This is a genomic window from Pseudomonas sp. BN102, assembly GCF_029871245.1.
Classification (GTDB): domain Bacteria; phylum Pseudomonadota; class Gammaproteobacteria; order Pseudomonadales; family Pseudomonadaceae; genus Metapseudomonas.
Map to the genome: position 1 here is coordinate 27,242 of NZ_SSON01000039.1, position 19,641 is coordinate 46,882.

General features: G+C 67.4%; 15 protein-coding genes. 13 read left to right on the forward strand and 2 right to left on the reverse strand.

Annotation, left to right across the window (positions count from 1 at the left end; genetic code table 11):
* Positions 1–74: 74 nt before the first annotated feature.
* From E8F12_RS07085 to E8F12_RS07135, 11 genes are all read left to right on the forward strand, one after another.
* Positions 75–821 (forward strand): AraC family transcriptional regulator, encoded by a 747-nt coding sequence (locus tag E8F12_RS07085; protein ID WP_280324566.1) that lies wholly within the window; start codon positions 75–77, stop codon positions 819–821.
* A gap of 360 nt (positions 822–1,181) precedes the next feature.
* Positions 1,182–1,997 carry a transporter substrate-binding domain-containing protein gene (locus E8F12_RS07090; RefSeq protein WP_280324567.1) on the forward strand — a complete coding sequence of 272 codons (816 nt, stop codon included), beginning with the start codon at positions 1,182–1,184 and terminating at the stop codon, positions 1,995–1,997.
* A 21-nt stretch (positions 1,998–2,018) separates the two neighbouring features.
* A complete protein-coding gene (locus E8F12_RS07095) occupies positions 2,019–3,785 on the forward strand; it encodes an aconitase family protein (protein WP_280324568.1) in 1,767 nt (588 codons plus the stop codon).
* A 1-nt stretch (position 3,786) separates the two neighbouring features.
* Entirely contained in the window at positions 3,787–4,452 is a 666-nt protein-coding gene (locus tag E8F12_RS07100; protein WP_280288837.1) for an amino acid ABC transporter permease, read from the forward strand.
* 12 nt (positions 4,453–4,464) lie between these two features.
* Entirely contained in the window at positions 4,465–5,115 is a 651-nt protein-coding gene (locus tag E8F12_RS07105) for an amino acid ABC transporter permease (protein WP_280288838.1), read from the forward strand.
* A complete protein-coding gene (locus E8F12_RS07110; protein ID WP_280324569.1) occupies positions 5,108–5,830 on the forward strand; it encodes an amino acid ABC transporter ATP-binding protein in 723 nt (240 codons plus the stop codon). The genes E8F12_RS07105 and E8F12_RS07110 overlap by 8 nt, the downstream gene beginning before the upstream one ends.
* 81 nt (positions 5,831–5,911) lie before the next feature.
* Positions 5,912–6,961, forward strand: coding sequence for a proline racemase family protein (locus tag E8F12_RS07115; protein ID WP_280324570.1), 1,050 nt, complete (start codon positions 5,912–5,914; stop codon positions 6,959–6,961).
* Positions 6,962–7,094: 133 nt separating this feature from the next.
* Positions 7,095–8,012 (forward strand): dihydrodipicolinate synthase family protein, encoded by a 918-nt coding sequence (locus E8F12_RS07120; RefSeq protein WP_280324571.1) that lies wholly within the window; start codon positions 7,095–7,097, stop codon positions 8,010–8,012.
* Positions 8,013–8,301: 289 nt separating this feature from the next.
* The gene (gene abaF, locus E8F12_RS07125) at positions 8,302–9,600 is read left to right on the forward strand and encodes a fosfomycin efflux MFS transporter AbaF (protein ID WP_280324635.1); all 1,299 of its coding nucleotides are present in this window, start codon (positions 8,302–8,304) and stop codon (positions 9,598–9,600) included.
* Positions 9,597–11,183 (forward strand): aldehyde dehydrogenase (NADP(+)), encoded by a 1,587-nt coding sequence (locus E8F12_RS07130; RefSeq protein ID WP_280324572.1) that lies wholly within the window; start codon positions 9,597–9,599, stop codon positions 11,181–11,183. The genes abaF and E8F12_RS07130 overlap by 4 nt, the downstream gene beginning before the upstream one ends.
* A 236-nt stretch (positions 11,184–11,419) precedes the next feature.
* Complete coding sequence (locus E8F12_RS07135) at positions 11,420–12,076, forward strand: DUF3313 domain-containing protein (protein WP_280324573.1); 657 nt, start codon at positions 11,420–11,422, stop codon at positions 12,074–12,076.
* A gap of 62 nt (positions 12,077–12,138) precedes the next feature.
* Here the strand turns inward: E8F12_RS07135 and E8F12_RS07140 are convergent, their stop codons facing one another.
* Both E8F12_RS07140 and E8F12_RS07145 read right to left on the reverse strand, forming a co-directional pair.
* Positions 12,139–13,146 (reverse strand): Ldh family oxidoreductase, encoded by a 1,008-nt coding sequence (locus E8F12_RS07140; protein ID WP_280324574.1) that lies wholly within the window; start codon positions 13,144–13,146, stop codon positions 12,139–12,141.
* 103 nt (positions 13,147–13,249) lie between these two features.
* Complete coding sequence (locus tag E8F12_RS07145) at positions 13,250–14,149, reverse strand: phosphatase PAP2 family protein (protein ID WP_280324575.1); 900 nt, start codon at positions 14,147–14,149, stop codon at positions 13,250–13,252.
* Positions 14,150–14,341: 192 nt separating this feature from the next.
* Here E8F12_RS07145 and E8F12_RS07150 point away from each other — a divergent pair, with 192 nt between their 5' ends.
* Both E8F12_RS07150 and dxs read left to right on the forward strand, forming a co-directional pair.
* Entirely contained in the window at positions 14,342–17,611 is a 3,270-nt protein-coding gene (locus E8F12_RS07150; RefSeq protein WP_280324576.1) for a carboxyl transferase domain-containing protein, read from the forward strand.
* Positions 17,612–17,709: 98 nt separating this feature from the next.
* Positions 17,710–19,605 carry a 1-deoxy-D-xylulose-5-phosphate synthase gene (gene dxs / locus E8F12_RS07155; protein ID WP_280324577.1) on the forward strand — a complete coding sequence of 632 codons (1,896 nt, stop codon included), beginning with the start codon at positions 17,710–17,712 and terminating at the stop codon, positions 19,603–19,605.
* Positions 19,606–19,641 lie beyond the last annotated feature (36 nt).

The window sequence follows — 19,641 nt, forward strand, 5'->3', positions numbered from 1 at the left end:
CGCTCCTACAAAAGCCATTGAATTACGCCCCATCCGATCATTTACTGGCTGGGCATCCCATCGGGAAAGACGCCATGCACCTCGAACGCCTCCCCCTATCCCGCGACCTCCCCACCCTGCTCGCCAGCATCGAGCAGGTGGCGCCCTTGCTGGACGCCATGCCCGGCGTGGTGTTCTTCATCAAGGACCCGCAGGCGCGCTATGTGCTGGTGAACCAGACCCTGGCGCAACGATGCGGGGTGAAGAGCAAGGACGCGCTGCTGGGACGCACTGCCGAGGACGTTTTCCCGACACGTTTCGGCCCCCACTACACCGAGCAGGACCGCCGCGTACTGGAAGGTGGCGACCCGCTGAACGACCAGTTGGAACTGCACCTCTATCCGGGGCGCCAGGCCGGCTGGTGCCTGACCCACAAACTGGCGCTGCGTGACGAGCACCAGCGGGTAATCGGCATGGCGGGCATTTCCTATGACCTGCAGGCACCGCAGTCCAGCCACCCGGCCTACCAAAAGCTCGCCGCGGTGGACGCCCATATCCGCGAGCACTATGCCCAGCCCATCAGCCTCGGCGAACTGACCGCCATCGCCGGGCTATCGGTGGCGCAGCTGGAGCGCCACTGCAAGCGTATCTTCCAGCTCACCCCGAGGCAGATGATCCACAAGGCGCGCCTGGGCGCCGCCTCGCAACTGCTGGCGGGCGACCTGCCGATCACCGACATCGCCCTGTCCTGCGGCTACACCGACCACAGCGCCTTCAGCCGCCAGTTCAAGGCCCTCACCGGCCTCTCCCCCAGCCAGTACCGCGACAGCTGCCGCGCCTGACCCACCCACCCGGTGTGAACGCATTCTTGTAGGAGCGAGCTTGCTCGCGAACGGGCGACCTTCGCGAGCAAGCTCGCTCCTACGAGTCCGTAGCCCGCCTTTCTCCTGTGGCAGCGAATTCATTCGCGAAAGGCCGTCCGGCCTCGCCCTGACGATACGCACCGCACTGTGGCCCTCAACCTGACTATGCCGATTTCGTCATGACCCCGGAGGAAATCCATCAAGCCTCCCCGGGCCCTGCGGCGCGAATCTTGACCTGTCGATTCCACAGCAGGAACAGCGCCGAAAACCCAACTCCGCAGCTACGCAACGTCCCGGCCCGGCCGCGTCGCCAGGCCCCAAACCAGCATCGAGGCCCATATGAACAACAAGAAAGCCATCACCCTAGCCCTCTCCGCTGTACTGAGCGCCGCCCTGGCCCACAACGCCCAGGCCGACAAGCTCGACGACATCATCGAGTCGGGCAAACTCCGCTGTGCCGTCACCCTCGACTTCCCGCCCATGGGTTCGCGCGATGCGCAGAACAACCCGGTCGGTTTCGACGTCGACTACTGCAACGACCTGGCTAAGGTCCTCGGCGTCAGCGCCGAAGTGGTGGAGACCCCCTTCCCGGACCGCATCCCGGCACTGGTTTCCGGCCGCGCAGACGTCATAGTCGCCTCCACCTCCGATACCCTCGAGCGCGCCAAGACAGTGGGCATGACTGTGCCCTACTTCGCCTTCCAGATGGTCGTGCTGACCCGCGACGACACTGGCATCAACCAGTACCAGGACATCAAGGGCCGGCCGGTGGGCAATACCAGCGGCACCTATGAAGCGATCGCCCTGGAGAAGGATGTGAAGTCCTGGGGGACCGGCAGCTTCCGCGCCTACCAGACCCAGAACGACACCATCCTCGCCGTCTCCCAGGGCCACATCGATGCCACGGTGGTGACCAACACCGTCGCCGCCTCGACCCTCAAGTCCGGCAAGTACAAGGGCCTGAAAGTGGCGGGCGACGCGCCCTACGTCATCGACTACGTATCGCTCGCAGCCAGGCGCGACGAGTTCGGCCTGATCAACTACCTCAACCTCTTCGTCAACCAGCAGGTGCGCACTGGCCGCTATGCAGAGCTGTACTCGAAATGGGTCGGCGGCAAGCCGGTGGAACTGACCGTACCCCACGTGTACTACTGACGGCCGACGCAGATGTCTTCCATGCAACCCACACTGCAAGTCGCCGCCCCGCTGTGCGGACGCGGCCTGGTCGGAGGCAGGGCGCAAGGCGCCCTGCTGAAGGCCGATATCGGGCTGAGTTTCTGGGGCGGGGTGGACCCCTTCAGCGGCGAGGTGATCGACCGCCATCATCCCTTGAGCGGCCGGATGCTCGCCGGGCAGGTGCTGGCGATCCCCAGCGGACGAGGCTCCTGCACCGGCAGCAGTGTGCTGCTGGAGCTGATCCTCAACGGTCATGCCCCTGCGGCGCTGCTCCTGGCCGAGCCTGACGAAATCCTCACGCTCGGCGTACTGGTGGCCGAGATCATGTTCGGCCGCTCACTGCCGGTGGTTTGCCTGGGTCAGGATGGCTTCGCCCGGCTTGCCGGTGCCAAGGCCGCGCGCATCGAGGACGGCCGCATCGAGTTGTTCGACAGCCTGCCCACCGACGCCTGGACGGCCGAGAGCGAGGTTCGCAGCCTCGCCACCGGTAGCGATCTGAAGCTGGATGAGCGTGACCGGGAGATGCTCGAAGGACGCCATGGCAAGGCCACGGAAGTGGCGATGCGCATTCTCCTGCGCATCGCCGAACTGCAGGGTGCGCGCGAGCTGGTGGACGTCACCCAGGCGCACATCGACGGCTGCATCTACACCGGCCCTGCGAGCCTGCGCTTCGCCCGCCGCCTGGTGGAATGGGGCGCGCGGGTGCACGTGCCGACCACCCTCAATTCGATTTCGGTGGACAAGCGCCGCTGGCGCGAACAGGGCATCGACGCCGAACTCGGCGAGCCGGCGAGCGCGCTCGGCGACGCCTACCTGGAGATGGGTGCGCAAACCAGCTTCACCTGTGCGCCCTACCTGCTCGACAGCGCTCCGCGGCGTGGCGAGCAGGTGGTCTGGGCCGAGTCCAATGCCGTGGTGTACGCCAACAGCGTGCTCGGCGCGCGGACCCTGAAGTACCCCGACTACCTCGATATCTGCATCGCCATCACCGGCCGCGCGCCGCGGGTGGGCAGCCACAGCGACGAGGGTCGCCGCGCCACGCTGTGCATCGAGGTGACGCCACCGGAAGGCTTCGACGATGCCTTCTACCCGTTGCTCGGCTACCACGTGGGCCTGCTGTGTGGCAGCGAGATTCCGGTGGTCTGCGGACTCGAACGCGCAGCACCCGACCTCGACGACCTCAAGGCGTTCGGCGCCGCCTTCGCGACGACATCGGCCGCCCCGATGTTTCACATCGCCGGCGTCACACCCGAAGCCCCCGACGCCGCACAGGCACTCGGCAACTTGCCCGCGCGGCGCAGCCTGCGCGTGGTGCCGGCCGACCTGGCGCGCACCTGGCGCGAACTGGACCGCGCGCCGGAAGCCGAGGTGCAGCTGGTCTCGCTGGGCAACCCGCACTTCTCCTTCAGCGAATGCGCACGCCTGGCCGAACTCTGCGTCGGCCGCCGCAAGCATCCAGGTACCGCGCTGGTGATCACCCTCGGCCGCGCCATCCACGAGCGCGCCCTTGATGCGGGGTACGTGGCGACGCTGGAAGCCTTCGGCGCGCAGTTCGTCACCGACACCTGCTGGTGCATGCTCGGCGAACCGGTGCTGCCGCCGGCGACCCGCACGCTGATGACCAACTCCGGCAAGTACGCGCACTACGCGCCCGGGCTGGTGGGTCGCCAGGTACATTTCGGCAGTCTTGCCGCCTGCGTCGACACCGCCTGCAGCGGCCGCAGCGCAGGGCTCCTGCCGGCCTGGCTGAACGAAGGGGGGCACTGACATGTTCGACTACAGCTTCCACTGGCGCGCGGCCTTCAAGGCGCTGCCGGACATGCTCGCCGGCGCCTGGGTGACCCTGGAAACCGCCGCGCTGTCGATGGTCCTCGGCGTCATCATCGCGCTGCTGCTGACCGTCATGCGGCAGATGCAGAACCCACTGCTGCGCGGCTTCGCCACCACCTGGGTGTCCATCGCACGGAACACGCCGTCGCTTTTCCAGGTGTACATCCTCTACTTCGGCCTTGGCTCCTTCGGTCTGCACGTCAGCTCCTGGGTCGCATTGCTCGCCGGGATCACTTTCAACAACGCCGGCTATCTCGCGGAGAACTTCCGCGGCGGCCTCAAGGCCGTTCCGGACACTCAGATGCGCGCCGCCCGCTCGCTGGGCATGAGCGCCTTCCAGGCGTACCGCCTGATCGTCATCCCGCAGCTGCTGCGCATCGTCTTCTATCCGCTGAGCAACCAGATGGTCTGGGCGGTGCTGATGACCTCGCTGGGGGTGATCGTCGGGCTCAACAACGACCTCACCGGAGTCACTCAGGACTTCAACGTCAGGACCTTCCGCACCTTCGAGTTCTTCGCACTGGCGGCGGTGCTCTACTACCTGATCGCCAAGGTCATCGTCCTCGCCGCCCGCATCCTGGGCTGGCGGCTGTTCCGCTACTAAGGAGGACCGGTCATGTTTTCCACCAGTTTCACCGCCAACGACCTGCAGTTCCTCATGCAGGGCGCCTGGGTCACCCTCAAGCTGACCGCCTGGGCGATGCTCATCGGCACTTTCGCCGGCATCCTCTTCGGCCTGCTGCGCGCCGCCCTGCCGCGTGCCACACACCCTCTGGCCTGGTTGCTGGACATCTTCCGCAGCGTGCCGCTGCTGATCCAGTTCGTGCTGTTCAACGCCATGAAGAGCATCGCCGGACTCGACTGGAGCGCCTTCACCGTCGGCTGCATCGTGCTCGGCATCTACGCCGCGGCGTTCTGCACCGAGATCGTCCGCAGCGGCGTCCTCGCCGTGTCGCCGAGCCTGCGCCGCGCCAGCCGCTCGCTGGGCATGAGCTACTGGCAGGACCTGCGCTACGTGGCCCTGCCACTGGCCGCCCGCGTGGCCTTCCCCGGTTGGCTGAACCTGGTGCTGTCGGTGATGAAGGACACCGCGCTGGTGATGTGGATCGGCATCGTCGAACTGTTGCGCGCCTCGCAGACCATCGTCACGCGCATCCAGGAGCCGCTGCTGGTGCTGTGCATCGCAGGCCTCATCTATTACCTCATGAGCTGGGTCGTGGCGCGTCTGGGCGTGCGGCTGGAAAAAAGGTGGCAGGAAAATGATTGAAATCGACAACGTGCACAAATCCTACGGCGACCTCGAAGTGGTCAAGGGCGTGAGCCTGAGCGTGAACAAGGGCGAGGTCGTGTCGATCATCGGCGGTTCGGGTTCGGGCAAGTCGACCCTGCTGATGTGCATCAATGGTCTGGAGGCGATCCAGAAAGGCAACATCCGCGTCGACGGCACCGAGGTGCATGGCAAGGACACCGACCTCAACCGCCTGCGGCAGAAGATCGGCATCGTCTTCCAGCAGTGGAACGCCTTCCCGCACCTGACCGTGCTGGAGAACGTGATGCTCGCCCCGCGCAAGGTCCTCGGCAGGAACAAGCAGGACGCCGAGGAGATGGCGGTCCGGCAACTCACCCACGTGGGCCTGGGCGACAAGCTCAAGGTGTTTCCGAACAAGCTTTCCGGCGGCCAGCAGCAGCGCATGGCGATCGCCCGCGCCCTGGCCATGTCACCCGACTACATGCTGTTCGACGAAGCCACCTCCGCACTGGACCCACAGCTGGTGGGCGAGGTGCTGGACACCATGCGCATGCTCGCCGAAGACGGCATGACCATGGTGCTGGTGACTCACGAGATCCGCTTCGCCCGCGACGTCTCCGACCGAGTGGCCTTTTTCCGCGACGGCAAGGTCCACGAGATAGGCCCGCCGGATCAGGTGATCGGCCAGCCGCAGAAGGCGGAAACCGCCGACTTCCTCAAGTCGGTGCTTTAGCGCGACCTCCACCCTCTCCCTTCAGGGAGAGGGGCCGGGAGAGCGAACGGGCCCACGCAAGATCATCAGGAGAGATCATCCATGCGCTCGAGCAAGATCATCCACATCGTCAGCTGCCACGCCGAGGGCGAGGTGGGCGACGTGATAGTCGGCGGCGTCGCCCCGCCACCCGGCGCGACCCTCTGGGAACAATCACGCTGGATCGCCCGCGACGAGACGCTGCGCAACTTCGTCCTCAACGAACCGCGCGGCGGCCTGTTCCGCCACGTCAACCTGCTGGTGCCGGCCAGGGACCCGCGGGCGCAGATGGCCTGGATCATCATGGAGCCGGCCGATACCCCGCCCATGTCCGGCTCCAATTCGCTGTGCGTCGCCACCGTGCTGCTGGACAGCGGCATCCTGCCGATGACCGAACCGCAGACCCGCCTGGCGCTGGAAGCTCCCGGCGGGCTGATCGAAGTCATTGCCGATTGCCGCGACGGCAAGGCCGAGCGCGTGACGGTGCACAACGTGCCCTCCTTCGCCGACCGGCTGGACGCCTGGATCGAAGTGGAAGGCCTCGGCGCGCTGCAGGTGGATACCGCCTATGGCGGCGACAGCTTCGTGATCGCCGATGCCAAGAAACTGGGCTTCGCCCTGACCGCCGATGAAGCCGCCGACCTGGTGGCCACCGGGCTGAAGATCACCCGAGCAGCCAACGAGCAGCTGGGCTTCGTCCACCCGACCAATCCGGATTGGGACCACATTTCCTTCTGCCAGATCGCCGCGCCGGTGAGCCGCGAGGGTGGTATCGCCAGCGCCGCCAACGCCGTGGTCATCCGCCCGGGCAAGATCGACCGCTCTCCCTGCGGCACCGGTTGCTCGGCGCGCATGGCGGTGCTCCACGCCAAGGGCCAGCTGCAACCGGGCGAAGCCTTCGTCGGCCGGTCCATCATCGGCTCGCAATTCCACTGCCGGATCGAAGCGCTGACCGAGGTCGCCGGGCGCCCGGCGATCATCCCCAGCATCAGCGGGCGCGCCTGGATCACCGGCACTCACCAGCACCTGCTCGACCCCGGCGATCCCTGGCCAGGCGGCTATCGGCTCTCCGACACCTGGCCACTGGGTCCGGAGGGTAGTGCCATGCAGTAGCGGCCCCTCCCCCAACAGCCACTGAGTCACCCCGAATCCACCACGGTGCCCGCCCCGGCGAGCGCGAACGGCCCCGGCTTGCCCGCGATTCTTTCCGGCGAGCCGGGGGCCACCCATCGAAATGGAGTTACCCATGAGCAAGAGCGTCAACTGGAGCGGCGTATTCCCCGCAGTCACCACCCAATTCAATGCCGATTTCTCGGTGAACCTGGACGAAACCCACAAGGTCATTTCCAACCTGGTGCGCGACGGCGTGTCCGGCCTGGTGGTGTGCGGCAGCGTCGGCGAGAACACCTCGCTGACCATTGAAGAGAAGATAGCCGTCACCGAAGTCGCCAAGGACGCCTCGGGCGGTCGTGTGCCGGTGATCTGCGGCATCGCCGAATTCACCAGCGCCGGCGCCGCCAAGGTGGCCAAGGCGGTGGAGCGCGTTGGCGTCGACGGCATCATGGTGATGCCGGCGCTGGTGTACTCCTCCAAGCCCCATGAAACCGCCGAGCATTTCCGCAGCGTGGCCCGCAGCACCGACCTGCCGGTGATGGTCTACAACAACCCGCCCATCTACAAGAACGACGTCACTCCGGAGATCCTCATCTCCCTGGCCGACTGCGAGAACATCGTCTGCTTCAAGGACAGCTCCGGCGACACCCGCCGCTTCATCGACGTGCGCAACGAGGTGGGCGACCGCTTCATCCTCTTCGCCGGCCTGGATGACGTGGTCCTGGAAAGCATCGCCGTCGGCGCCCAGGGCTGGATCTCCGGCATGTCCAACGTGTTCCCCAAGGAAGGCGAGACCATCTTCCGCCTGGCCAGCGCCGGGCGCTTCGCCGAGGCCATGCCGATCTACGAATGGCTGATGCCGATCCTCCACCTCGACGCCCGTCCGGACCTGGTGCAGTGCATCAAGCTCTGCGAAGAGATCGCCGGCCGCGGCAGCGCCCTCACCCGCCCGCCGCGCCTGGCCCTGCAGGGCGAGGACCGCGCACACGTCGAACGCATCATGGCCAAGGCCCTGGCCAGCCGTCCGGCGTTGCCGGATGTGGGGCTGTAAAGGCTGACGTCCCTCACCCTAACCCTCTCCCGGAGGGAGAGGGGACCGCTGGTGCCGGCTGATGCATCGCCTTCAGCCGCCACTGACAGCCCCCTCGCCCCTCTGGGGAGAGGGCTGGGGTGAGGGGATCGGTCTCACCGGCGAGCAATGGCACCACCGCGCTCGCCCATCCCTCCCTGGACCACCGGAATCCGCCATGACCACAACAACTACAGCGCCCGCCCAGGATCTACCCTCCCACGACACCCGCACCGCCACCGCCGGCCTGAAACGCGTGGTCGCCGCCGCCATGGCCGGCACCGTGGCCGAGTGGTACGAGTTCTTCCTCTACGGCACCGCCTCCGCGCTGGTGTTCGGCAAGCTGTTCTTCCAGCAGACCGGCAACGCCATCGACGGCATCATCGCCGCCTTCGCCCTCTACGCCGTGGGCTTCCTCGCCCGGCCCCTGGGCGGCCTGGTGTTCGGCCATTTCGGCGACAAGCTGGGGCGCAAGCACCTGTTGCAGATCAGCCTGGTGATAGTCGGTGTCACCACCTTCCTCATGGGCTGCCTACCCGGGTTCGACAGCATCGGCTACGCCGCGCCCATCCTCCTGGTGCTGCTGCGGCTGATCCAGGGCTTCGCCTTCGGCGGCGAATGGGGCGGCGCCATCCTGCTGGTCTCCGAGCACAGCCCGGACGACCGTCGCGGCTTCTGGGCCAGTTGGCCCCAGGCCGGCGTGCCGCTGGGCAACCTGCTGGCGACCCTGGCCCTGCTGGCGCTTTCGGCCACCCTCAGCGACGAGGAATTCCTCGCCTGGGGCTGGCGCGTGGCCTTCTGGCTCTCGGTGGTGGTGGTCGCCATCGGCTACTGGGTGCGCACCCGGGTGGACGACGCGCCGATCTTCAAGCAGGCCCAGGCACGCCACCAGCAGCGCGCGGGCCAGCAACTGGGCGTGGTCGAGGTGCTCAAGCACCACCGGCGCGCCGTACTGGTGGGCCTCGGCGCGCGCTTCGCGGAGAACATCCTCTACTACACGGTGGTGACCTTCTCCATCACCTACCTGGGCCTGGTGGTGCACAAGGACACCTCGCAGATCCTGCTGCTGATGTTCGGCGCGCACTTCCTGCACTTCTTCCTGATCCCGCTGATGGGCCATCTCTCCGACCTGGTCGGGCGCAAGCCGGTGTACCTGACCGGCGCGGTGCTCACCGGCTTCTGGGGCTTCGTCGGCTTCCCGCTGATGGATACCGGCAACGACTGGCTGATCATGGCCGCCATCACCCTGGGCCTGGCCATCCAGTCCATGACCTATGCGCCCTACTCGGCACTGATGGCGGAAATGTTCCCCACCCATGTGCGCTACACCGCGCTCTCGCTCTGCTACCAGGTGGCACCGATCTTCGCCGGCTCCCTGGCGCCGCTGATCGCGGTCAGCCTGCTCAAGCACTACAACTCCTCCACCCCAATCGCCTGGTACCTGGTGGCCGCCTCCGCGCTCTCGGTGCTTGCCGTCGGCCTCGCCCGGGAAACCCGCGGCAAGTCGCTGCATGCCGTGGACGCCGAAGCGGCCGCCAGGACCGGCCAGCAAGGAACCCGAAACCCATGAACCAGCCCCTTGGCCACAACTACATAGGCGGCGCCCGCAGCGGCGCGGGCGATGTCCTCCTGCGCAGCCTGGATGCGACCACCGGTGAGGCGCTGCTCGGCGTCTTCCACCAGGCCACTGCCAACGAAGTGGACGCCGCCGCCCGCGCCGCGGAGGCAGCCTACCCGGTCTTCCGCAGCCTGCCCGCCAGCCGGCGCGCCGAATTCCTCGACGCCATAGCCGACGAACTGGACAACCTGGGCGAGGACTTCCTCGCCACCGTCTGCCGCGAAACCGCCTTGCCGCAACCGCGCATCCTTGGCGAGCGCAGCCGCACCAGCGGTCAGCTGCGGCTATTCGCCCAGGTTCTGCGGCTTGGCGACTTCCATGGCGCGCGCATCGACCGCGCCCAGCCCCAGCGCCAGCCGCTGCCACGTCCCGACCTGCGCCAGTGCCAACTGGGCATCGGCCCGGTGGCGGTGTTCGGCGCCAGCAACTTCCCGCTGGCGTTCTCCACCGCCGGTGGCGACACCGCCGCCGCCCTGGCCGCCGGCTGCCCGGTGGTGTTCAAGGCCCACAGCGGCCATATGGCCACCTCCGAATGGGTGGCCGACGCCATCCTCCGCGCGGCGGAGCGGACCGGCATGCCCGCCGGCGTGTTCAACATGATCTACGGCAGCGGCGTGGGCGAATGGCTGGTCAGGCACCCGTCCATCCAGGCGGTGGGCTTCACCGGCTCGCTCAAGGGTGGACGGGCACTGTGCGACCTGGCGGCGGCACGGCCGCAGCCGATCCCGGTCTTCGCCGAGATGAGCAGCATCAACCCGGTGATACTGCTGCCGGAAGCCCTGACGGTGCGCGGCGAGCACGTGGCCGGCGAACTGGCGGCCTCGGTAGTGCTGGGCTGCGGGCAGTTCTGCACCAACCCGGGCCTGGTCATCGGCATCCGCTCGCCGGAGCTCAGCGCCTTCATCGAGCGGTTCGCCGCACGCATGGCCGACCAGGCGGCGCAGACCATGCTCAATACCGGCACCCTGGCAAGCTACGAAGCGGGGCTGGCGCGCCTGCACGCCCACCCCGGTATCCGCCATCTGGCAGGCGGGACGCAGCAAGGCAATCAGGCCTGGCCACAGCTGTTCCAGGCTGACGTAAGCCTCCTGCTGGAGGGCGATGAGCTGCTACAGGAGGAAGTCTTCGGCCCGGCGACCGTGCTGGTGGAGGTGGCCGATCTGGCCGAACTGCAACGGGCCCTGGCCAACCTGCAGGGCCAGCTCACTGCGACGCTGATCGCCGAGCCGGGGGATCTGGCGATGGCCGCGCAACTGGTGCCGCTGCTGGAGCGCAAAGCCGGGCGCCTGCTGCTCAACGGCTACCCCACGGGCGTCGAGGTGTGCGACGCCATGGTCCACGGCGGCCCCTACCCGGCCACCTCGGATGCGCGCGGCACCTCGGTGGGCAGCCTGGCCATCGCCCGCTTCCTACGCCCGGTGTGCTACCAGAACTATCCTGATGCGCTGTTGCCTGACTGTCTGAAGAACGCCAATCCGCTGGGCATCGCCCGCCTGGTGGGCGGCATGACCACGCGGGAGGCCCTGGGCGAATAGCTGTGTCGGCAAGCCCCGGGGATTCCCGATTAGCCCTGGCCCTGGCCGGGGCTTTTTTTTCCACAGGGGCTGCGACGGTGCCCGGTGTCATGCTCCGTGCAGGCATGCCCGGCATAGCGCAATGCGCATTTCTTCGCCCCATGAGAACCGTCAGGCGACTAAAGAATCGCCCGGAGACCGGCATGAAGCGACAGCCTGGTCTAGCGTTACTACTCCTCACTCAGGAGAACAGCGACATGATCGCAAGCAAGTGGCTATGTGGTGGAGCCTTGGCAGCTGCCATGATGATGGCTGGCTGCACCTCGCAGACGGCCAGCACGGAGCAGTACTCTGGCTTCCTGTCCAGTTACGCCGATCTTAAGGAGGTCAAGACGAGCACCGGCCATACCGTGTTGCGCTGGACCGCGCCGAACTTCAACCCGAAGAATTACTCCGCCCTGCTCTATCAACCGGTCAAGTTCTACCCGCAGCCCAAACCGACCGAGCAGATCAACGATCAGACGCTGACAGCGCTCCTGCAATACACCAATGAACAGTTGAGCCAGGCCATGGCGAGTCGACTGCCGCCGACCACCACTGCCGGGCCCGGCACGCTGATCTTCCGCGGCGCAATCACCGGCGTGGACACCTCCACCGAGGGCCTCAAGCCCTATGAGGTCATCCCGATCGCGCTGGTGGTGGCGGGGGCCATGACCGCCACCGGACACCGCGACCAGAACACGGAGCTGTTCCTCGAGGGTGAGTTCATCGATGGTGCCACCAACCAACCGGTCGCCCGCGTGGTGCGCAAAGGCTTCGGCAAGTCGCTCGACAATGACCAGGAGCACGTCACGCTCGATGACCTGAAATCCATCGTCAACGACATGGCAAAGGACATTCGCCTGTACCCCTGAGCTGACCGGCGTCAGGGCAGCAGTGATGCGCGCTGCCCTGCGCCTGCTGACGGATGCTCCGTTCAGGCTCGCAACAGTGCCTGGATTTCCTCGTACAACGCCCCGGGCACCTTCACCCCCTCAGCCGCACTGCGCGCCCGCGCCTCGTAGCGGCGTTGCGACGGCAGGCGCGCGCCCTGCTCCAGCATCCCCTCGAACAGCGCTTCGGCCCTTTGCAGGTGCTGCGCGGCATCGCTGCCGAGGATGCGCTGCGGGTCGATGGCGATGATCAGCTCGCCGCCATAGGGCGAGGACCTGGTGCCCTCGTCGAAGGCCAGGGATTCGGCGCTGGTCAGATCGCCGATCATGGGGCCGGCGATCAGCTCGACCATGGCCGCCAGCGCCGAGCCCTTGTGGCCGCCGAAGGTGAGCATGGCGCCATTGAGGGCGGTCAGCGGGTCAGTGGTGGGCTGGCCATCCTGGTCGATGCCCCAGCCCAGTGGAATCTGCTTGCCGGCGCGGCGATGCAGGTCGATCTCGCCGCGCGCAGCGGCGCTGGTGGCGAAGTCGAAGATGAACGGCGGCTTGCCCGGACGCGGCCAGCCGAAGGCGATGGGGTTGGTGCCGAACAGCGGCTTGATCCCGCCGGCCGGTGCTACCCAGGCGTGGCTGGGGGTGAAGGCCAGGGCTACCAGGCCCTGTTCGGTGAGGGGTTCGATTTCCGGCCAGAGGGCGGAGAAGTGCACGCAACGGTTGATCGCCAGGATAGCGATGCCCTGGTTACGGGCCTTTTCCACCAGCAACGGCAGGCCGGCCTGGAAGGCGCACTGGGCGAAGGCGCCATGGGCATCGACCCGAACCACCGACGGCGCGCTGTCAAATACCTCGGGCTCGGCATCCGGCGAGACCTTGCCGGCACGCAGGGTGCCGATGCATCCGGGCAGGCGGTACACCCCGTGGGAAGCGCAGCCATCGCGCTCGCCGTCCACTATGGTGGCGGCCACCGCCTGTACATGGGGCTCGCTGAAGCCGTGGCGACGCAGCACCGACTCCACCAGCTCGCGGACTTCTTCCAGGGATATGTGGATCATGGGGCATCTCTCCTCTATAGCCAGCCGCTACAGTGGCCCGTATGCCCCGTTCCCGCTTGGTCCCATTCCCCGCCCCCGATGCCGAATTCGGCACAACCCCGCTTCAGGCAGCCGTCCCGGCCAGTGCCTCGGGTTCCGCCTTGCGCGCCATCGCCAGCAGTCCCAGCCGCACCAGCAGCCAGGGCATCGCCAGCGCCACGAACAGCCCCATGACCAGCCCGCGCAGGCCCTGCCAGAGTTGCGGGTCCAGCGGCCAGGCCGCGCCGGCCAGCTTCAGCGACTTCTGCAACAGGATGAACGCCACGGCGCCGATGGCCGCCGCCAGCAGGCGGCGCCAGGTGGCGACCTCGGCGGAGAATGGCAACTGCCGGAAGCCGAACAGCACTCCGGCCATCAGCCCCGCCAGCAGCGGCACATAGCTCGGCGCCGTCCCCGGCCAGGTCAACCAGGCGAGCAGGAACACCAGCAGGAGCAGCCCCTGGTGCCAGGCGCCGTGAGCGCCGGCCCACCAGCGCCAGTGGCGCACCTGGGAAAACGCCAGCAAGGTGGCGATGCCCAGCAGCGAGCCGCCCAGCACGTCTTCCACATCGTGGGCGCCGAGGTAAAGGCGGCTGAAGATGATACCCGCCACCACCACGCCACTGACTGCCCAGGCCCAGGCGCGGCGCAGCTCGAAGGCCAGCCAGAACCAGATGACCACGGCGATCTGCGCATGACCGCTGGGCAGGCCGAAGCTGTCGCCCACTTCATGGTCCATGCGCAGGGCGATGTCCGGCCGCGGGTCCTGCCAGTAGTCCTTGAGCCAGGCATTGAGCAGCGCGGTGACGGCCACCAGCACCAGCAGGCGCAGGAATACGCTACGGTTCCAGGCCCAGTAGCCCAGGGGCAGGAAGAACAGGATGAACTTCTCGTAGCCCAGCAGGGTGAAGAAGCGCATCAGCGGGGTCAGCCCCTCGCTGCGCAGGGGCAGCACCCAGTCCAGGCTGTGCAGCAGTTCATTCATGGCAGATCCTTGTGATGGCAGAGGCGCCACAGATACTGCAGCGCGCAGGGGGCGACAAGGGCCGATTCGGACATTCCGTGTCACCGGATCATTAACCGCCCTGAGTGGTGGGTATTCGTCACGACACAGTTGGCTGCGGTGGCCAACCTGCACTGCCTAAGATCAGGGCATCCCACGCCAAGGACCCTCGTCGTGAACAAAGCCATCCAGACCCTGCTGATCGCCAACCGTGGCGAGATCGCCATCCGCATCGCCCGCGCCGCCGCAGAACTGGGCATCGTGAGCGTCGCGGTGTACGCCGAGGACGACGGCGATTCCCTGCACGTGCGCAAGGCCGACCTCGCGGTGGCGCTGAAAGGCCGTGGTGCGACGGCCTACCTGGACGCCGCGCAATTGGTGGAAATCGCCCGCCAGCATGGCTGCGACGCGGTGCACCCCGGCTATGGCTTCCTCAGCGAGAACGCCGACTTCGCGCGGCGATGCGAGACGGCCGGCATCCGTTTCGTTGGTCCTTCCGCCGAGGCCCTGGAACTGTTCGGCGACAAGGCCCGCGCCCGCGAACTGGCGGCTCGTTGCGGCCTCCCCCTGGCCGACGGCAGCAACAACTCCAGCAGCCTGGACCAGGCACGAGCCCTGCTGGAGGGCGGCCCCATCATGCTCAAGGCGCTGGCCGGCGGCGGCGGGCGCGGCATGCGCGCGGTGCGCGAGGCGGCGGAGCTGGAACAGGCCTTCGAGCGCTGCCAGTCCGAGGCGCGCGCGGCCTTCGGCAGCGGCGAGCTCTATGTCGAACGCCTGATCGAGAATGCCCGGCATATCGAAGTCCAGGTGCTGGGCGACGGCGAGGCCGTGACCCACCTCTGGGAGCGCGACTGCAGCCTGCAGCGGCGGCACCAGAAGGTGATCGAGATCGCCCCGGCGCCCGACCTGGACGCCGGCCTGCGCCGGCGCATCCTCGACGCCGCGCTGGCCCTGGCGGCCGCCGTCGGCTATCGCGGCCTCGGCACCTTCGAGTTCCTGGTGGACGTCGCCCGTGGCGATTTCGTGTTCATGGAGGCCAACCCGCGCATCCAGGTCGAGCACTGCATCACCGAAGCCGTCACCGGCATCGACCTGGTGCAAGCACAGTTGCGCCTGGCCATGGGCGCCAGCCTGGCCGACCTGGGTCTGCTGGAACCCGTCGCCCCGCGCGGCTTCGCCGTGCAGCTGCGGATCAACCTGGAAAGCATGCAGGCAGACGGCAGCGCCCGCCCCGCTGGCGGCCTGATCAGCGCCTACGAGCCGCCCAGCGGACCGGGCATTCGTGTCGATGGCTATGGCTATGCCGGTTATGCCACCAGCCCCAGCTACGACTCGCTGCTGGCCAAGCTGATCGTCCAGGGCGAGGACTTGCCCACAGCCCTGCGCCGTGCCTACCGCGCGCTCTGCGAATTCCGCCTGGAAGGGGTGGCAAGCAATATCCACTTCCTGCAGAACCTGCTGCGCCAGCCGGAGCTGGCGGCCGGCGTGGACACCCGCTTTATCGAGAGGCAGATAGGCAAACTGCTGGCGCCGCAGCAGGCGGCCCATCCGCACCTGTTCTTCGCCGGTATGGCCAACGTCAATGCGGCCCAGGCCGGCCAGGCCGAGTCGCCGGCCGGCTGCGTGCCGCTGAACGCCCCCAGCCAGGGCGTGCTGGTGAGCCTGGACGTGCAGGTCGGCGATGCCGTGGCGACCGGCCAGCCGGTGGCGGTGCTGGAGGCGATGAAGATGGAGTTCGTGGTCAAGGCCAGCCAGGGCGGCATCGTCCGTGCGCTGGCCGTGGCCCCGGGTGGCAGCCTGTTCGAAGGCGCGCCCTTGCTGTTCCTGGAGCCGGCCGAGGTGGCCGGCGATGTCGTGCAGACCGAAGAAAGCCTCGATCTCGCGCATATCCGCGCCGATCTCGCCGAAGTGCTGGAACGCCACGCCATCACCACGGATGCGCGCCGCCCACAGGCGGTGGCCAGGCGGCGCAAGACCGGCCAACGCACCACCCGCGAGAACCTCGACGACCTGCTGGATGCCGGCAGCTTCATCGAATACGGCGCCCTTGCCCTGGCGGCCCAGCGCCGGCGCCGCTCGCTGGAAGAGCTGATCGAGCAGAGCCCGGCGGATGGCCTGGTGGCCGGAATCGGCACGGTGAACGCCGCGCAGTTCGGCAACGAGGCCGCGCGCTGCATGGCCATCGCCTACGACTACACGGTGTTCGCCGGCACCCAGGGGGTGATGAACCACAAGAAGACCGACCGCATGCTCGGCCTCGCCGAGCAATGGCGCCTGCCCCTGGTGCTGTTCGCCGAGGGCGGCGGCGGCCGGCCGGGTGATTCGGATTTCGTCGGCGTCGCCGGGCTGGACTGCCACACCTTCGTCGGCATGGCCCGGCTGTCCGGCCTGGTACCGCTGGTAGGAGTGGTGTCGGGCCGCTGCTTCGCCGGCAATGCCGCGCTGCTTGGTTGCTGCGACGTGATCATCGCCACCCGCAACGCCAGCATCGGCATGGCCGGGCCAGCGATGATCGAGGGAGGTGGCCTGGGCAGCTTCACCCCCGAGGAGGTGGGGCCCGCCAGCGTCCAGGGCCCCAATGGGGTGATCGACGTGCTGGTGGAGGACGAAGCCGAAGCCGTGCGGGTGGCCAGGCAGTACCTGTCCTATTTCCAGGGTGCCCGGAGTGACTGGCAATGCGCCGACCAGCGCGAACTGCGCCATTCCATCCCGGAAAACCGCCTGCGGGTCTACGACATCCGCGCGCTGATCGAAACCCTCGCCGACCAGGGCTCGGTACTGGAGCTGAGGCGGCAATTCGCCCCGGGCCTGGTCACCGCCTTCATCCGCATCGAGGGCAGGCCCTTCGGCCTGCTGGCCAACAACCCCATGCACCTGGGCGGCGCCATAGACGCCCAGGCCGGCGACAAGGCGGCGCGCTTCATGCAGCTGTGCGACGCCTTCGATATCCCCATGCTCTCGCTCTGTGACACCCCCGGCTTCATGGTCGGTCCCGAGTCGGAGAAGCAGGCCACTGTGCGCCATGTCTCGCGCATGTTCGTCGCCGCCGCCAGCCTCTCGGTGCCCTTCTTCACCGTGGTGCTGCGCAAAGGCTACGGCCTGGGCGCCCAGGCCATGGCGGCGGGCAGCTTCCATTCGCCGCTGTTCACCATCGCCTGGCCCAGCGGCGAGTTCGGCGCCATGGGCCTGGAGGGCGCGGTGCGCCTGGGTTACGGCAAGGAGCTGGCCGCTGTGGAAGACCCGGCAGAGCGCGAGCAGCTGTTCCAGAAGATGGTCGCCAAGGCCTACCAGAACGGCAAGGCGATCAATATGGCCAGCTTCCTGGAGATAGATGCCGTGATCGACCCGCAGGAAACCCGCGCCTGGCTGCTGCGTGGACTGAACGCGGCGCCCACGGCCGCTGCGAGGGAGGGCAAGAAGCGGGGATTCGTGGATACCTGGTAAAAGCGAGCTGCCAAGCGCTTGGCGCTTATGGCTTGAAGCTTGCGGCTGTTTTTTTAGGTAAACTGCGCCATCTTTTTTTACCTATAACGATTCGCCTGATGCCCACGACGTTCCACGAGATTCCCCGCGAACGCCCTGTCACGCCCCTGCTCGACCGCGCGGCGACGCCGGATGAGCTGCGCCGGCTCGGCGAGGCGGAGCTGGAAACCCTGGCCGACGAACTGCGCCAGTACCTCCTCTACACGGTCGGCCAGACCGGCGGGCACTTTGGTGCCGGCCTCGGCGTGGTCGAACTCACCATCGCCCTGCACTACGTCTATGACACACCTGACGACCGGCTGGTCTGGGACGTGGGTCACCAGGCGTACCCGCACAAGATCCTCACTGGCCGCCGCGAGCAGATGGGCACCCTGCGCCAGAAGGACGGCATCGCCGCCTTCCCGCGCCGAGTGGAAAGCGCGTATGACACCTTCGGCGTCGGCCACTCCAGCACCTCCATCAGCGCCGCCTTGGGGATGGCCATCGCCGCGCGCATGCAGGGCTCGAATCGCAAGTCCATCGCCGTGATCGGCGACGGCGCGCTGACCGCCGGCATGGCCTTCGAGGCGCTCAACCATGCTTCGGACGTGCAGGCCGACATGCTGGTGATCCTCAACGACAACGACATGTCGATCTCGCACAATGTCGGCGGCCTGTCCAACTACCTGGCGAAGATCCTCTCCAGCCGCACCTACGCCAGCATGCGCGAAGGCAGCAAGAAGGTGCTCTCGCGCCTGCCCGGCGCCTGGGAAATCGCCCGTCGCACCGAAGAATACGCCAAGGGCATGCTGGTTCCCGGCACGCTGTTCGAGGAGCTCGGCTGGAACTATATCGGCCCCATCGACGGCCACGACCTGCCCACTCTGGTCGCCACCCTGCGCAACATGCGCGACCTCAAGGGCCCGCAGTTCCTCCATGTGGTGACCAAGAAAGGCAAGGGCTTCGCCCCGGCGGAAGTCGATCCCATCGGCTACCACGCCATCACCAAACTGGAACCGATCAACGCCCCGGCTGCACCGAAGAAGGCCTCCGGCCCGCGCTATTCGAACGTCTTCGGCCAGTGGCTGTGCGACATGGCCGGGCAGGACCCACGCCTGGTGGGCATTACCCCGGCGATGAAGGAAGGCTCCGACCTGGTGGCCTTCAGCGAACGCTTCCCGGATCGCTACTTCGACGTCGCCATCGCCGAGCAGCACGCGGTGACCCTGGCGGCCGGCATGGCCTGCGACGGCGCCAAGCCGGTGGTGGCCATCTACTCCACCTTCCTCCAGCGCGGCTACGACCAGTTGATCCATGACGTGGCGGTGCAGAACCTCGATGTGCTTTTCGCCATCGACCGCGCCGGCCTGGTGGGCGAAGACGGTCCGACCCACGCCGGCAGCTTCGACCTGTCCTTCCTGCGCTGCATCCCCGGCATGCTGGTAATGACCCCCAGCGACGAGAACGAGCTTCGCCTGCTGCTGACCACCGGCCACCACTTCGAAGGCCCGGCGGCGGTGCGCTACCCGCGCGGCAGCGGGCCCAATGCGGCCATCGACCCGACCCTGGCGCCGGTGGAAATCGGCAAGGGCGTGGTCCGCCGCAAGGGTTCCAGAGTGGCGATGCTGGTGTTCGGCGTGCAACTGGCCGAGGCCCTGCAAGTGGCCGAAAGCCTGGATGCCACCGTGGTCGACATGCGCTTCGTCAAACCCCTGGACGAAGCCCTGGTGCGTGAACTGGCCGGCAGCCACGAACTGCTGGTGACCATCGAGGAGAACAGCGTGATGGGCGGCGCCGGCGCCGCCGTCAGCGAATTCCTCGCCCGCGAGAACCTGGTCAAGCCCGTGCTGCACCTGGGCCTGCCGGACTACTACGTGGAACACGCCAAGCCGGCGGAAATGCTCGCCGAGTGCGGGCTGGACGCCAAGGGCATCGAGGCGTCGGTTCGTCAGCGGCTGGAGCTGCTCGGGAACTGACCCCGTAGGTTGGCGCAAAGCGGAGCGAAGCCCAAC